The organism is Streptomyces sp. NPDC058000, from assembly GCF_042886435.1.
Taxonomy (GTDB): domain Bacteria; phylum Actinomycetota; class Actinomycetes; order Streptomycetales; family Streptomycetaceae; genus Streptomyces.
Genome location: NZ_JBHVQS010000042.1, coordinates 1 through 14,247, shown reverse-complemented (window position 1 = coordinate 14,247; position 14,247 = coordinate 1). Strand labels below are relative to the sequence as shown.

The following is a 14,247-nucleotide window of genomic DNA, read 5'->3' as shown; positions in this document are numbered from 1 at the left end:
TCGGACCCCGTCGCTATCGTTCGGTGTGGCAAGAACGCTGCGCGGACGCGTCCCCGAACCCTTGAGTCTCGTGCGAGCAGGGGAGCTCGCGACCGCGCCGAACGGACGGGGGAGAGCACCATGCACAGGCCGAGCGTGCCCGAGGACCTGGACCATCCGGAGCAGGTGTGGGCGCGGGCCGCGACCTTGGCGGTGGTGGCCGCCGCCATGAACGACGGGGACGAGTACTCCTGGGGGCCGGACGGCCTGCACTGCTGGAACTGCGGCGGCTCGTACTGGTGGCGGCTGAAGCTGTACGACGGTGGCCGCGCCCTGCTCTGCGGTCAGGACTCCGACGGGAGTTACACGCACAGCGGCGACCGGCAGATCGACTTCCTGGCCGGCGGCCCCGCCTGGCTGCCCTGGGAGCAGCTGCGGGACGACGCCCAGGGCAACCTCCTCGGCTTCGCCTACTGGTACGAGGACGGTGCCTGGGCCCGCGCCCCGTACCCCGCGGCGATGCCGGACGACGGCCTGGAGATGGCGATCGGCTGGGCGGCGCCCGGTGGCGCGGCGGTGGAGGAGATCACCGAGCATCTGGTGGCCCTCACGGAGACCGACGTCCACCCGGCGGCGACGGTCCGTGCGTTCATCGCGGCCGCCGCGGCCCGTCGGGTCGGCGCGGCGGACGTCTCCGCGCTGCTGGACGCGGTCTGCGGCCCGGACTGCTGGTACGAGGTCCGCCCGGAGGCCGCGTTGGCGTTCGCCGCGGAGTTGGGGTTGACGGCCGGGGACCGGGGCGGGGTGCCGGCGGTGGCGTCGTAGCGTCGCTCCGGCGCGCGCCGGAGCGTTCGCGCCGGGCCCACGGGCCGGTCCCTGCGCGCGTCAGGGGCGGTGCTGCCCGCCCAGGGTGAAGAAGCGCTCGGCCAGCGGATCGGAGTCGCGGGCCGGCAGGGCCAGGCGCACGGGCACCGGCGGGGCGTTCTTCAGCCGGACGTAGCGGATCTGGGGGTGCGGATGCCGTTCGGCCACCCCCTCCGGGGCCACCCCGACCCCGTGCCCGGCCGCGACCGCCTCCAGCCACTCGTCGAAGTTGCCCGCGGTGCAGGCGAGTCGGGGGCGCCGGTCGGCGGGCCACAGCTCGGGCCGGGTGGTGCCGGTGACGGTGTTGACCACCAGTGGCAGCTCCGCCAGCTCGGCCCAGTCGAGCACCCGCCGGCGGGCCAGGCTCCCCGGGGCGGCGGCGCGCGGCACGGCGGCGACCCGCGGTTCCCGGAAGAGGAGCGTGGTGCGCAGCCCGGCGTCCCGCGGCACCTCGCCCCGGAGCACCACCACGTCCGACTCCCCGGTCTCCAGCCCGGCCAGCGGGGTGTCCCGGCGGACGAGCCGGACGCCGGCCCCGGTCGTCGCCTTGAACTCCGCGATCAGCGTGCTGCAGGCGGCCGGCAGCAGCGAGGTGAAGCCCAGACGCAGCACCGGCCGCCCGGCGGGGGAGCGCAGCGCGGCGGCGAGCCGGGGGAGCAGGGGGGCGAGGTCGGCGTAGAGGCGGCGGCCGGCGTCGGTGAGGGCGACCCGGCGGGTGGTCCGGTCCAGCAGTCGGACGCCGAGCGTGGTCTCCAGGGCCCGGACGGCGCGGGTCAGCGCGGGCTGGCCGATCCGTAGGCGGTCCGCGGCGTGGGTGAAGCTGCGCTCCTCCGCGACGGCGAGGAAGCCCCGCAGATGGCGTAGTTCGACGCCGTCGAGGGCCGGGTCGGCGAGCGGGTCGGCGTCGTGCGGAGAGGGATCGTGCGGAGGGGAGTCGTCGTGGGCGGGCCCCGTAGTGGCGCCGGCGTCGTCCTGGGTACCGCGGACACCATTCATGCCGCCCCAGCATAAGTGCTGCGTCCGGGCATTTCCGCACCCATCCGGAGACTGCCTACGTTTCCCCGCAGCGGTCCGCCCGGGTCCGGGGACGGTCCCCGGACCGCGGACCACCAGGGGAGTTGAGCGCGATGCGCAAGGTCTGGCTGCTGACGCTGGGGGCGTTCACCCTCGGCCTGGACGCGTATGTGATGGCGGGGCTGCTACCGGTCCTCGCGGCGGACGTCGGCACCCGGGTGTCCCTCGCCGGCCAACTGGTGACCGTCTTCACGCTGGCCTACGCGATCTCCGCGCCGCTGGTCGCCGGGCTGCTCTCCGGGGTGCGGCCGCGGCTGCTGATCCTGGCCGCACTGGCCGTCTTCACCCTCGGCAACGGCCTGACCGCACTGGCCCCGTCGCTGGGAACGCTGCTCGCCGCCCGGATCGTCGCCGGCGCCGGCGCCGGGGTCTACTCCGCGCTGTCCACCGCGGCCGCCGCCGCGCTGGTCCCCGCGGAGAAGCGCGGCCGGGCGCTGGCCCTCGTGATGGGCGGGATGAGCGCGGGCACCGTGCTCGGCGTGCCGATCGGCGTGCTGCTGGCCGAGCACACCGGCTGGCGGGCCACGCTCTGGCTGGTCACCGTGCTGGGCGCGGTCGCACTCGGCGGGCTGGCGGTGCTGCTGCCGCAGGTGCCCGCGGGGCCCGCCGTCCCGGTCCGGGCCCGGCTGGCGGCCATCACCGACCGCGCGGTGGCGCCGGTGGTCGCGGTGTCCTTCCTCGCCGCGGTGGCCAGCCTCGGTCTCTACACCTACCTCGCGCCGGTGCTGGCCGCGGCCGGCGGCGTCCACGAGGTCGCCCCGTACCTGTGGGCCTGGGGCGCCGGCGGCGTGCTGGGGAGCGTGCTGTCCGGGCCGTTGGTGGACCGGACCGGGCGGGTGCGGCTGCTGGCCGGCGGGGTGCTGCTGGTGGTCGCCGTGGCCCAGGCCCTGCTGCCGACCCTGGCGGCGGTGGCGCTGCCCGGTGCGGTGGTCGCCCTGCTGGCCTGGGGCGCGGCCGGCTGGGCGTTCCAGGTGCCGCAGCAGCACCGGCTGCTTCAGGCCAGCGCGCAGCGCGGCACCGTCGCCCTCGCGCTGAACAACTCGGCGCTCTATCTGGGCAGCGCGGTCGGCTCGGCACTCGGCGGGCTGGCCCTGGCGGCGGGGCTGGCGCCGGCCGCGCTGCCCTGGGCGGCGGCCGGCGTGGCGGCCCTGGCACTGGTGGTGCATCTGGTGACGGGCCGACGCACCCGACCCGCGCCGCGCGTGAGTACCCTTGGCAGTTATGAGCACTCTTGAGCCCGAGCGCGGGGCAGGTACGGGGACCCTCGTAGAGCCGACACCGCAGGTGTCGCACGGCGACGGCGACCACGAGCGCTTCGCCCACTACGTCCAGAAGGACAAGATCATGGCGAGCGCGCTCGACGGCACGCCCGTCGTGGCGCTCTGCGGCAAGGTCTGGGTCCCGGGTCGCGACCCGAAGAAGTACCCGGTCTGCCCGCTGTGCAAGGAGATCTTCGAGTCCATGGGCGCCGGTGGCGACAAGGACAAGGACGGCGGCAAGAAGTAACCGTCGGCCGCGGCGCCCGCCCACTGGGCACGGCGCCCCGGCGCACCGCTCCGCGCCCGCGGTCCGCACGGGCCCGCGCCCCCCAGGGGCCCGGGCCCGTCGCCGTGCCCGGGCCGCCCGCCGCGGCCCGGCCCCGGGCGCGGCGGCCTCCCGGTGGCGGCCGGCAACCGCGGGTTTCCCTCCGCGGCGGCGCGGTGAAGACTGACGTCGTGACAGATCTGGAGACCGCTGCCCACACGGGTCTGATCCCGGCGCCGCTGAGCCACGACCTGGGCGACACCGGGGCCCGCCCCCGGACCGTACGGCTCGGCGCGCAGACCGCGCTGGCCGCCGCCCCCGGCACCGAGGCCACCGCCCGCTGGCTGCGCGCCACCCTCGGCGCCGCCTTCGCACTGCCGCTGCCGCCCGGCTCCGCCGAGGCCCCGGACGCCCTGGCGCTCGCCCTTGACCCGGCCCTCCCGGCGGAGGGCTACCGGCTCGACGCCGACGCCCGCTGGGGCGTGCGGCTCACCGGTGGTGGCCCGGCCGGCGTCTTCTGGGGCGCGCAGACGCTCCGTCAGCTCCTCGGCCCTGCCGCCTTCCGGCGCGCCCCACTGGACCCGGAGCGTGTCCCCGGCCTACCGGAGCAGACCATCGAGGACGCCCCCCGCTTCGCCTGGCGCGGCCTGATGCTGGACGTCGCCCGGCACTTCCTGCCCAAGGAGGGCGTGCTGCGCTACCTCGACCTGATGGCCGCCCACAAGCTGAACGTCCTGCACTTCCACCTCACCGACGACCAGGGCTGGCGGATCGAGATCCTCCGCTATCCGGAGCTGACCGCGACCGGGGCCTGGCGCGAGCGCAGCAAACTCGGCCACCGCGACTCGCCACTGTGGGACCCGCGCCCGCACGGCGGTTACTACACCCAGGACGACATCCGCGAGATCGTCGCCTACGCCGCCGAGCGACAGATCACCGTCGTCCCCGAGATCGATATCCCCGGGCACTCGCAGGCCGCCATCGCGGCGTATCCGGAACTCGGCAACACCGACGTCATCGACACCACCTCCTTGAAGGTCTGGGACACATGGGGCGTCAATCCCAACGTACTGGCGCCCACTGACAACACCCTGCGCTTCTACGAAAACGTGCTGGAGGAGGTGCTCGGACTCTTCCCGTCGCGGTTCGTGCACCTCGGCGGCGACGAGTGCCCCAAGGACCAGTGGCGGGCGTCGCCCACCGCCCAGGCCCGGATCGCCGCCCTGTCCCTGGACGACGAGGACGGCCTGCAGAGCTGGTTCATCCGCCACTTCGACCGCTGGCTCACCGACCGCGGCCGGCGGCTCGTCGGCTGGGACGAGATCCTCGAAGGGGGCCTGGCCGAGGGCGCGACGGTCTCCTCCTGGCGCGGGTACGCGGGCGGCATCGCCGCCGCCAAGGCCGGCCACGACGTCGTCATGTGCCCCGAGCAGCAGGTGTATCTGGACCACCGTCAGCACGCCTCCCCCGACGAGCCGGTGCCGATCGGCTACGTGCGGACCCTGGAGGACGTCTACCGCTTCGAGCCGGTGCCACCGGACCTGACGGACGAACAGGCCGAACGGGTCCTCGGCACCCAGGCCAACGCCTGGACCGAGGGCATGGACAGTCAGCAGCGCCTCGACTACCAGGTCTTCCCGAGGCTGGCCGCGCTCGCCGAGGTGGCCTGGTCCCGACTGCCCGCCCCACCGGCACGCGACTACCAGGACTTCACCCGCCGGATGATCCACCACTACGCCCGCCTCGACGCCCTCGGCGTCGGCTACCGCCCGCCCGGTGGCCCGCACCCCTGGCAGAAACGCCCCGGCATCCTCGGACGCCCCTTCGACGGGGCGCCCCCAAACGTGTGAGCCGCCGTGCAAGGGGGGCGCCTGTCCGGCCGGACCCTGGAACGGTGGTGCTCGGTGACCGGAACCTGCGGACGAAACCGGACCAGCACCCTCTTCGAGGACGGAACACCGCTTCGCGGACCCTCACGCGTACCGGGCCCGCGAAGATGTGCCAGAGTTGCCACGTCCGGGCTGTGAGCACGTACCGTACGGCGGAGCGGAACTGCCGGGACACCGGGGAAGGGGCAGCTGGGTTGACCACGCACGCACCGCACGCGTCGCAATCGGTGACGTTGCCGGCCTCGCTCGACGAGGCGGTGGCGGCACTGACCGCCATGCCCGCCGCCGTGCCCGTCGCGGGCGGCACGGACCTCATGGCGGCGGTCAACGCCGGACTCCTCAGACCCGCGGGCCTGGTGGGCCTCGGCCGGATCAGCGAGATCCGCGGCTGGCAGTACATGGACGGCCATGCGCTGCTCGGTGCCGGCCTCACCCTGGCCCGGATGGGGCGCCCCGACTTCGCGGCCCTGATCCCGGGCCTGGCCGCCGCGGCCCGCGCGGCCGGCCCGCCGCAGATCCGCAACGCCGGGACCCTGGGCGGCAACATCGTCAGCTGCGCCCCCACGGGCGACACCCTCCCGGTGCTGGCCGCCCTGGAGGCCACGGTGGTCATCGCCGGCCCCGGGGGCGCCCGCCGCGAGATCCCGGTCAGCCACCTGCTCACCGGCCGCGAGATGCTGCACCCCGGTGAACTCGTCGGCTTCGTACGGGTGCCGCTGCTGCACGCCCCGCAGACCTTCCTCAAGGCCACCGGGCGCACCGGCCCCGGCCGCGCCACCGCCTCCGTCGCGCTCGTCCTGGACCCGGCCCGGCGCTCGGTGCGCTGCGCGGTCGGCGCGGTCGCGGCCATGCCGCTGCGCCCGCTGGAGGCCGAGCAGTGGGTGGCCTCGCTCATCGACTGGGACGGCGAACGCGGCCTGGTCCCCGAGGCGCTGGCCGCCTTCGGCGACTACGTGGCCGCCGCCTGCATCCCCGACCCGGCGCCGCCGCAGGACGGCTCCGACCCGGCGACCCTGCCGCCGGCCGCGCTGCACCTGCGCCGTACGGTGGCAGCCCTGGCCCGCCGCGCACTTGGGAGGGCGCTCTCGTGAGCAACGCAGACCACCGTCACCCGCAGCAGCCGCACCCCGAGCAGGGGTGGCAGCCGCTGCCGCCGGGCGGCGAGTACGAGTCGGAGGCGACCGCCTTCGTCCAGCTGCCGGAAGGCTTCACCACCGGGGCGTACGGCGCCGGTTACGGCACTCCGGGCACGGAGCCGCTGGCCGCCCCCGGCCACGGCTACACCCCGCCGGCCTCGTTCCCCGCGCACCCCGCCGCGCCCCCGGTGCCGGGCCCGGGCACCGACCCGGCGGCCACCGGACAGTGGACGATGCCGTTCGCCGACCCGTCGGCCGGCTACGCCGATCCCGCGGCGGGCTACGCCCCGACGGGGCAGCAGGCTCCCGCACCGCACCAGGACCCGTCCGCGGGCTATCAGGCCAACGCGCCCGAGGGCGCCCAGGCGTGGGGCGCCGAACAGGTGCACTGGCCGGTCGCCGGCAGCCCGGAGGCGGCCAGTGGTGCCTGGACCGTCCCGGCGGTCGACGACACCCTGGAGGAGTCCGGTGAGTACCTGGTCGGCGACGACCGACTGACCGGGCACGGCGGCGCCGCGTCCTACCAGGACGGCGGCTACCCCGGCGCGCCGTACGCCGGCGGCGCCGGCGCGTCCGCCCCTGGCGAGGCCGGTGCCACCGGCCACTGGAACTTCACCGCCGGGCTCAACGCCATGAGCGGGACCGCCGGGACCGTCGACGCGGGCGGTGCCGTCGGCACCGGTCAGGACGGCGCCGCGGGGGAGCCGTTCCCGGCGCCCGCCGCCGACCCGTACGCGCCGGGCACGACCGCGGCCGGTACGGGCGGTGCGACCGGCCACTGGTCGCTGCCCGCCGACGCGCTGGCCCAGTGGCCGCCGGCCGGGCACCCGTCCCACCAGGAGCAGGCGCAGGAGCAGGCGCAGGAGCACTCGGCCGCAGGCCAGGGCGCGGCCGCAGGCCAGAACGCGGCCGCCGGCCAGGACGCCGTCGCCGAGGTGCCCGCCCCGGGAGGCGCCGAGCGGTGGACGGTCCCGGTGGTGGAGAGCGAACAGTTCGACACCACGGGGGAGTTCGTCCTCGGTGCCGGCCACGGTGCGGTCGCCGATCCCGGTGCCGCACCTGGCGCGCCGGTCGAGGAGCACACCGCCGCCGCGCTCGCGACGCCCGTCGAGCACGGTGCGCCCGCGGCCGCCGAGGCCCCTGCCGAGGCGGTGGCCGCCGGCCCGGTGCCGGCGGATCTGCCCGGTGCCCCGGAGGCGCCCGCAGCGGCTGTCCCGGACGCCGCAGCCGGCCACCCGGTGGAGCCCGCCACGGACCCCGGTGCGCCCGCCGAGCCGGCCCCCGTCGAGGCTGCCGCGCCCGCCGGACCGGTCGCCCACGCCGTCGAGGAGATCGCGGCCCACCCCGAGCCCGAGCCGGCCCCCGACGTCGCTGCCGCGCCGGACGCCCCCGACGCCCCCGACGTCACGGCCGTCCTCGACAGCCACGACGAACACCCCTCCGCCTCCTACGTGCTGCGCGTCAACGGCGCCGACCGGCCCGTCACCGACGCCTGGGTCGGCGAGTCGCTGCTCTACGTGCTGCGCGAACGGCTCGGCCTGGCCGGGGCCAAGGACGGCTGCTCCCAAGGGGAGTGCGGGGCCTGCTCGGTCCAGGTGGACGGGCGACTGGTCGCCTCCTGTCTGGTGCCCGCCGCCACCGCGGCCGGCAGCGAGGTCCGCACCGTCGAGGGGCTGGCGCAGCACGGCGTGCCCTCCGACGTCCAGCAGGCGCTCGCCGCCTCCGGGGCGGTGCAGTGCGGCTTCTGCGTACCGGGCATGGCGATGACCGTGCACGACCTCCTGGAGGGCAACCACGCCCCCACGGAACTGGAGACCCGCAAGGCGCTCTGCGGCAACCTCTGCCGCTGCTCGGGGTACCGCGGTGTCCTGGATGCCGTCGCCGAGGTCGTGAAGTCCCGTGCCGAGGCCGCCGAGTCGGCCGCCGGCGCGCAGGCGCCGGCCGAAGCCGCCCGCATCCCCCACCAGGCGGGTCCCGCCGACCCGATGGACGGGGTACCGCACCACCAGGATCCGCAGCCGGGAGGCGCTGGATGAGCGAGCGCAGCATGGGGGTCCCCCCGGCCGGAGGCTGGGGGAGATTCGTCAAGAGGTGCGCGCCTCGCGGATGCGCGGGCGAGCGGAGCGAGGACTCGGCATGAGCGGTACGACCGACGGCGCCGGAGCCGTCACCGCGACGCCCCCCGCGGGCGTCCAGATCCCCGTCGAACCGCCGCTGCACGGGCTGGGCGTCTCTCTGACGCCCGCCGACGCGGCGGCCAAGGCCGAGGGCACCTTCCCGTACGCCGCCGATCTGTGGGCCGAGGGCCTGTTGTGGGCGGCGGTGCTGCGCTCCCCGCACCCCCGGGCGCGGATCCGGTCCGTGGACACCCGGCACGCCACGGAGATGCCGGGCGTGCACGCCGTCGTCACGCACGAGGACGTGCCCGGCGACAAGGGGCACGGCCGGGGCGTCGCCGACCGGCCGGTGTTCGCCAGGGACGAGGTCCGCTACCACGGTGAGCCGATCGCCGCGGTGGCCGCCGACCACCCGGACACGGCCCGGCTGGCCGCCGCCGCCATCGTGGTCGAGTACGAGGTCCTGGAGGCCGTCACCGATCCCCAACTCGCCTTCGAGGCCGAGCCGCTGCACCCCGACGGCAACCTCATCCGGCACATCCCGCTCCGCTTCGGCGACGCCGAGGCGATCGGCGAGGTGATGGTCGAGGGCTTCTACCGGATCGGCCGGCAGGACCCGGCGCCCATCGGGGCCGAGGCCGGCCTCGCGGTGCCGCGCCCGGACGGCGGGGTGGAGATCTACACCGCCTCCACCGACCCGCACACCGACCGTGATCTGGCCGCGGCCTCCTTCGGCCTGCAACCGGAACAGGTCAAGGTCGTGGTGACCGGCGTGCCCGGTGCCACCGCCGACCGCGAGGACCCCAGCATCCAGCTGTCCCTGGGCCTGCTGGCGCTCCGTACGGGATGCCCGGTGAAGCTGGCCGCCACCCGGGAGGAGTCCTTCCTCACGCACGCCCACCGCCACCCCACGCTGCTGCGCTACCGCCATCACGCGGACGGCGACGGCAAGCTGGTGAAGGTGGAGGCGCAGATCCTGATGGACGCTGGGGCCTACGCGGACACCTCCGCCGAGGCGCTGGCCGCCGCGGTCTCGTTCTCCTGCGGCCCGTACGTCGTCCCGCACGCCGTCGTCGAGGGCTGGGCGGTCCGCACCAACAACCCGCCGTCCGGGCACATGCGCGGCGAGGGCGCGCTCCAGGTCTGCGCCGCCTACGAGGGCCAGATGGACAAGCTCGCCGCGCAGTTGGACCTGGAGCCGGACGAGATCCGCCGGCGCAACGTCATGGCCACCGGCGACCTGCTGCCCACCGGGCAGACCGTCACCTGCCCCGCCCCGGTCTCCGAGCTCCTGCGTGCCGTCACCGAGGCGCCGCTGCCCGAGCTGCCCAAGGACACCCCCGAGGCGGAGTGGCTGCTGCCGGGCGGCGCCGAGGGCGCGGGCGAACCGGGCGCGGTCCGGCGCGGGGTCGGCTACGCGCTGGGCATGGTGCACATGTTGGGCGCGGAGGGCGCCGACGAGGTGTCCACCGCGACCGTGAAGGTCAGCGGCTCGGTCGCCACCGTCATCTGTGCCGCGGTGGAGACCGGTTCCGGGTTCGCGACGTTGGCGCGGCAGATCGTCCAGGAGACCCTGGGCGTCGAGGAGGTGCACGTCGCGGGCGTGGACACCGACCAGCCGCCGGCCGGTCGGGCCTGCCACGGCCGGCACACCTGGGTCTCCGGCGGTGCCGTCGAGCGGGCCGCGAAGATGGTCCGCACCCAGCTCCTCCAACCGCTGGCCCACAAGTTCGGGATGTCCACGGAACTGCTCCAGATCGCCGACGGCAAGATCACCTCCTACGACGGGGTGCTCAGCACCACCGTTGCCGAGGCGCTGGACGGCAAGGAACTGTGGGCCACCGCGCAGTGCCGGCCGCACCCCACCGAGCCGCTGGACGAGACCGGTCAGGGCGATGCGTTCGTCGGGCTGGCGTTCTGCGCCATCCGCTGCGTCGCCGACGTGGACATCGAACTGGGCACCGTCCGGGTGGTGGAGATGACCGTGGCGCAGGACGTCGGCAGGGTGCTCAACCCGCGCCAGCTGCGGGCCCGCATCGAGGCCGGGGTCACCCAGGGGCTGGGCGCCGCGCTGATGGAGAACCTCCGCACCACCCGCGGCGAGGTCCGCCACCCCGACCTGACCGGCTATGCGCTGCCGACCGCGTTGGACGCGCCGGACATCCGGATCGTCAAGCTCGTCGAGGAGCGCGATGTGGTCGCGCCGTTCGGCGCCAAGGCGGTCAGCGCGGTGCCGGTCGTGACCTCGCCGGCCGCGGTGGCGTCGGCGGTCCGGGCCGCCACCGGCCGGCCGATCGGCCGACTGCCGATCCGTCCGCAGGCGGCGGTGGCACAGCCGGTGCAGACGTCGCAGATGCCGCAGGCATCGCAGATTCCGCAGTGATGCCGCGGTGATTCCGCAGTGATGCCGTCGCGCTGAGGGCGCGCCGGCGTCACGGGACGCCGTGTGGTGCGGGCCGGACTCCGGCCCGCACGGCAAGCCCGGCGGTACGGCCCCCACTCCACCTCCACACCGGCTCCATTCCACCCCCGCCCCCACGCGATCCACCTGACCTGCGAATTCACTCTCCGTCACGGCCATTGTCGGTGCCGTCACTTACGGTGATTTCCAGCGCATGATTCCGTGCGTGGCGTCGGTCGGCGACCGGCGGACGGTCGAGCGGCGGCGGGCGCTGCCGAGGGAGCGGAGGCGAGGGCAATGCACGGGGGAAACAGGAGAAGCGGGGGAGCCGGCGTGCGGACGCGCCTGAAGGCGGTCCCCACGGTTGTTGGGGCCGCCTTCAGGTGGCTGCGCCGAAGCGCCCGCGCGCTGCCTGCCAAGGCGTCGCGCGTGCAGAGGCCGTGGCGGGAATCGAACCCACGTAACTCGCTTTGCAGGCGAGTCCCTAAACCACTCGGGCACACGGCCGGGGTGCGGTGCTGTCCCGACTGTAGGCCGCGGGGTGGGGGGTCGGACAAGAGCGGCGGGCGGGCTGCCACGAGGCTGCAACACGCGGTTCACGAACGGGCGGCGGGCGGTGGTCCGAGGGCCTCAGGAGGCCCGGAGGAACTCCTCCACCAGCGGGCGGAACAGCTCCGGCTCGTCCACCCAGGGGTAGTGCCCCACGAGGTGAAGCGGGCGCACCCGGGCGTGGGGGAAGGCGGCGGCCACGAGTTCGCCCGCGCGCATCCCGGCCACCGCGTCCCGGTCGCCGGTGACCACCAGGGTCGGGCAGTCGACCTGCCGCAGCCCCGCCAGCAGCGCCTCCCGGGTCGGCTCGTCCACGCCCTGCCAGAAGCCGGCCCGCGGTACGGGCCGCAACTGCGCGCCCTCGGTGGCCGCGTGGGCCCGCTGCGGCTCGTCCCACCGCCCGTAGGCCAGCGGCGCCGCGGCGTACAGCAGAGCGCGGACCGCGGTCAGGTCGGACGCCTCGGTCAGTTCCTGCACCGCCACCGCGGCCTGCGGCCACCACTCCTCGTGCATCCGGGACGCGAAGATCTCCCGTGCGTCGTCGGGGAGTTCGCCCTGGAGGCGGGAGCCGGGGCAGACCAGCACCAGGCGGGTCAGCCGCTCCGGGTGGGCCGCCGCGTACGCCTGCGCCACCGTGGCCCCCGCGCTGTGGCCGAGCAGGGCGAAGCGTTCGAGGCCGAGGTGGGCGCGGAGTGCCTCGACGTCCTCGGCGAGGTGCGGGAAGGCGTACCGGCCGGGGTCGGCGGCGGCCGGGGAGGCGCCGGTGCCGCGGCTGTCCGGGACGATCAGCTGCCGGTGCCCGGCCAGGCCGCCCAGATCCCCCAGGTACGCGGCGTCCCGCCCGGGGCCGCCGGCCAGGCATACCAGGGGCGGCAGCGGGGAGTCGGCGGGCCCGAGCACGCGGTAGTGCAGCTCGGCGTCGTCGTAGGTGCGGAAGTGCGGCATGCGGACAGCTTGCCGGGCGGTCCGGGGCGGACCGGCGGGCGGGACGCTGCCGCGGAGCCGGGGGCCGACGTGCGGCGTAGGACCGACGGCGGAGGGAATCCCCGACTCCGGACAGGGGTGCAACCCCCCTACGGCCCTTACTCTGGCTCGATGACCGCTGACCCTTCGAGGCCCGCAGACGCGGCCGCCCCCGCCGCGACGGGCAGTGCCGCCGCACCCGCCGCCCGTGCCGCCACCCCGCCCCCGGACGGCTCCGGGGGCGTCCTCGGCCGGGAGCACCGCGCGCTGACCCTCGGCATCATCTCCGTCGTTTCCCTCATCGCCTTCGAGGCGAGCGCGGTGAACACCGCCATGCCGGTGGCGGCCCGCGCCCTCGACGGCATCGGGCTCTATGCCTTCGCCTTCTCGGCCTTCTTCACGGCCAGCCTGTTCGCCATGGCGCTCTCCGGCGTGTGGAGCGACCGGCGCGGCCCGCTGGCGCCGCTGTTCAGCGGGATCGCCGCGTTCGGCGCGGGGCTGCTGATCGCCGGCGGGGCGCAGGGCATGGGGATGTTCGTCGCCGGGCGCGGTGTCCAGGGCCTGGGCGGTGGCCTGGCGGTGGTGTCGCTGTACGTCGTGGTCGGCCGCGGCTATCCCGAGCGGCTGCGGCCGTCGGTCATGGCGTCGTTCTCGGCGGCCTGGGTGGTGCCGGTGATCGTCGGACCGCTGGTCGCCGGGACGGTCACCGAACAGTTCGGCTGGCGCTGGGTGTTCCTCTCCATACCCGTGCTGATACTCCTGCCGCTCGCGGTGATGCTGCCGGCGCTGCGCAAGCTGCCGCGCACCGCCCCGGCCCCGGACGGCGGCCTTCGGCACATCCTCGGCAGTCGTCGCTGCCTGCTGGCCCTGGCGGTCGCGGCGGGTGCGTCGCTGGTGCAGTACGCGGGCCAGCACCCGAGCTGGTTCGCGCTGTTGCCGACCGCCGTCGGGTTGGCGCTGCTGGCCCCGGCCATCGTGCGACTGCTGCCCCGCGGCACGTTCCGGGCGGGGCGTGGGCTGCCGGCGGTGGTGCTGATGCGCGGCCTGGCCGCCGGGGCGCTGGTCGCGGCCGAGAGCTTCATCCCGCTGCTGCTGGTCACCCAGCGCGGGCTGTCCGCCACCCTGGCCGGGCTCTCGCTCACCGGCGGCGGCCTGACCTGGGCGCTCGGCTCGTACGTCCAGAGCCGCCCGCGCCTGGACCCGCACCGTGAGCGGCTGATGGGCCTGGGTATGGCGCTGCTGGCGGCGGCGATCCTGATGGTGCCGCTGGTGCTGATCGACGCGGTGCCGGTCTGGACGGTGGCCGCGGCGTGGACGATCGGCGGATTCGGCATGGGCCTGAACATCTCCAGTGGCGGCGTGCTGCTGCTGAAGCTGTCCCGCCCGGAGGAGGCGGGCAGTAACTCCTCGTCCCTCCAGATGTCCGATGCGCTGGGCAATGTGACCTTCGTCGGCGTCAGCGGGGTGCTGTTCGTGGGCTTCGGCGGCGGTTCGATCGCCGCGGCCGGCGCCGCGTCGGCCACCGCCGGGGGCGCCGCCCCGGTGAGCCACCCCGCGGCGTTCCTGGCGGTCTTCGCGGCGATGGCGGTGGTGGCGGCCGCCGGCGTGGTGGTGTCCACCCGGCTGCGCCCGAAGGCCGTCAGCGGGCCGAACCAGCCCTAGATGAATGAGTCCGATGTTTTCAGTGGTCGTAGGCGATCAGGGATCGTTTGATCTTGGCGCCGGTGCTCCAGTTGTGCCAGATGCCGGCT

10 protein-coding genes and 1 tRNA gene are annotated in these 14,247 nt (G+C 75.5%); 8 read left to right on the top strand and 3 right to left on the bottom strand.

Translation table 11 applies throughout. The features are described from left to right. Positions 1 to 120 precede the first annotated feature (120 nt). Positions 121 to 804: a hypothetical protein gene (locus tag ACFVT2_RS30500; protein ID WP_390023006.1), complete on the top strand. Its 684-nt coding sequence runs from the start codon at positions 121 to 123 to the stop codon at positions 802 to 804. A 60-nt stretch (positions 805 to 864) separates the two neighbouring features. Here the strand turns inward: ACFVT2_RS30500 and ACFVT2_RS30495 are convergent, their stop codons facing one another. Continuing rightward, positions 865 to 1,839, bottom strand: a complete 975-nt coding sequence (locus ACFVT2_RS30495) for a LysR family transcriptional regulator (protein ID WP_390023005.1) — start codon at positions 1,837 to 1,839, stop codon at positions 865 to 867. A gap of 131 nt (positions 1,840 to 1,970) precedes the next feature. On the opposite strand from ACFVT2_RS30495, the gene ACFVT2_RS30490 reads away from it, so the two are divergent. From ACFVT2_RS30490 to ACFVT2_RS30465, 6 genes are all read left to right on the top strand, one after another. After that, a complete protein-coding gene (locus ACFVT2_RS30490; RefSeq protein ID WP_390023003.1) occupies positions 1,971 to 3,152 on the top strand; it encodes an MFS transporter in 1,182 nt (393 codons plus the stop codon). Beyond that, positions 3,139 to 3,423: a DUF3039 domain-containing protein gene (locus tag ACFVT2_RS30485; protein WP_026247947.1), complete on the top strand. Its 285-nt coding sequence runs from the start codon at positions 3,139 to 3,141 to the stop codon at positions 3,421 to 3,423. The genes ACFVT2_RS30490 and ACFVT2_RS30485 overlap by 14 nt, the downstream gene beginning before the upstream one ends. A 209-nt stretch (positions 3,424 to 3,632) precedes the next feature. Further along, positions 3,633 to 5,291: a beta-N-acetylhexosaminidase gene (locus tag ACFVT2_RS30480; RefSeq protein ID WP_390023001.1), complete on the top strand. Its 1,659-nt coding sequence runs from the start codon at positions 3,633 to 3,635 to the stop codon at positions 5,289 to 5,291. Positions 5,292 to 5,524: 233 nt separating this feature from the next. Then, positions 5,525 to 6,421 carry an FAD binding domain-containing protein gene (locus ACFVT2_RS30475; protein WP_390023000.1) on the top strand — a complete coding sequence of 299 codons (897 nt, stop codon included), beginning with the start codon at positions 5,525 to 5,527 and terminating at the stop codon, positions 6,419 to 6,421. Further along, a complete protein-coding gene (locus tag ACFVT2_RS30470) occupies positions 6,418 to 8,502 on the top strand; it encodes a (2Fe-2S)-binding protein (RefSeq protein WP_390022998.1) in 2,085 nt (694 codons plus the stop codon). The genes ACFVT2_RS30475 and ACFVT2_RS30470 overlap by 4 nt, the downstream gene beginning before the upstream one ends. A gap of 100 nt (positions 8,503 to 8,602) precedes the next feature. After that, entirely contained in the window at positions 8,603 to 10,966 is a 2,364-nt protein-coding gene (locus tag ACFVT2_RS30465; protein WP_390022996.1) for a xanthine dehydrogenase family protein molybdopterin-binding subunit, read from the top strand. A gap of 453 nt (positions 10,967 to 11,419) precedes the next feature. On the opposite strand, the gene ACFVT2_RS30460 is transcribed toward ACFVT2_RS30465, so the two are convergent. Both ACFVT2_RS30460 and ACFVT2_RS30455 read right to left on the bottom strand, forming a co-directional pair. Beyond that, positions 11,420 to 11,491 (bottom strand) — tRNA-Cys (locus ACFVT2_RS30460). Positions 11,492 to 11,614: 123 nt separating this feature from the next. Further along, on the bottom strand, positions 11,615 to 12,478 hold the full coding sequence (locus tag ACFVT2_RS30455; protein WP_390022995.1) for an alpha/beta fold hydrolase: 864 nt from the start codon (positions 12,476 to 12,478) through the stop codon (positions 11,615 to 11,617). 150 nt (positions 12,479 to 12,628) lie between these two features. Between ACFVT2_RS30455 and ACFVT2_RS30450 the strand changes: the two genes are divergently transcribed. Further along, positions 12,629 to 14,158: an MFS transporter gene (locus tag ACFVT2_RS30450; protein ID WP_390022993.1), complete on the top strand. Its 1,530-nt coding sequence runs from the start codon at positions 12,629 to 12,631 to the stop codon at positions 14,156 to 14,158. Positions 14,159 to 14,247: the final 89 nt, after the last annotated feature.

What these genes read in the sequence shown, in the direction of transcription:
- ACFVT2_RS30500 (WP_390023006.1), top strand. Translation starts at nt 121, where the DNA reads ATGCACAGGCCGAGCGTGCCCGAGGACCTGGACCATCCGGAGCAGGTG.
- ACFVT2_RS30495 (WP_390023005.1), bottom strand. Translation starts at nt 1,839, where the DNA reads ATGAATGGTGTCCGCGGTACCCAGGACGACGCCGGCGCCACTACGGGG.
- ACFVT2_RS30490 (WP_390023003.1), top strand. Translation starts at nt 1,971, where the DNA reads ATGCGCAAGGTCTGGCTGCTGACGCTGGGGGCGTTCACCCTCGGCCTG.
- ACFVT2_RS30485 (WP_026247947.1), top strand. Translation starts at nt 3,139, where the DNA reads ATGAGCACTCTTGAGCCCGAGCGCGGGGCAGGTACGGGGACCCTCGTA.
- ACFVT2_RS30465 (WP_390022996.1), top strand. Translation starts at nt 8,603, where the DNA reads ATGAGCGGTACGACCGACGGCGCCGGAGCCGTCACCGCGACGCCCCCC.
- ACFVT2_RS30455 (WP_390022995.1), bottom strand. Translation starts at nt 12,478, where the DNA reads ATGCCGCACTTCCGCACCTACGACGACGCCGAGCTGCACTACCGCGTG.
- ACFVT2_RS30450 (WP_390022993.1), top strand. Translation starts at nt 12,629, where the DNA reads ATGACCGCTGACCCTTCGAGGCCCGCAGACGCGGCCGCCCCCGCCGCG.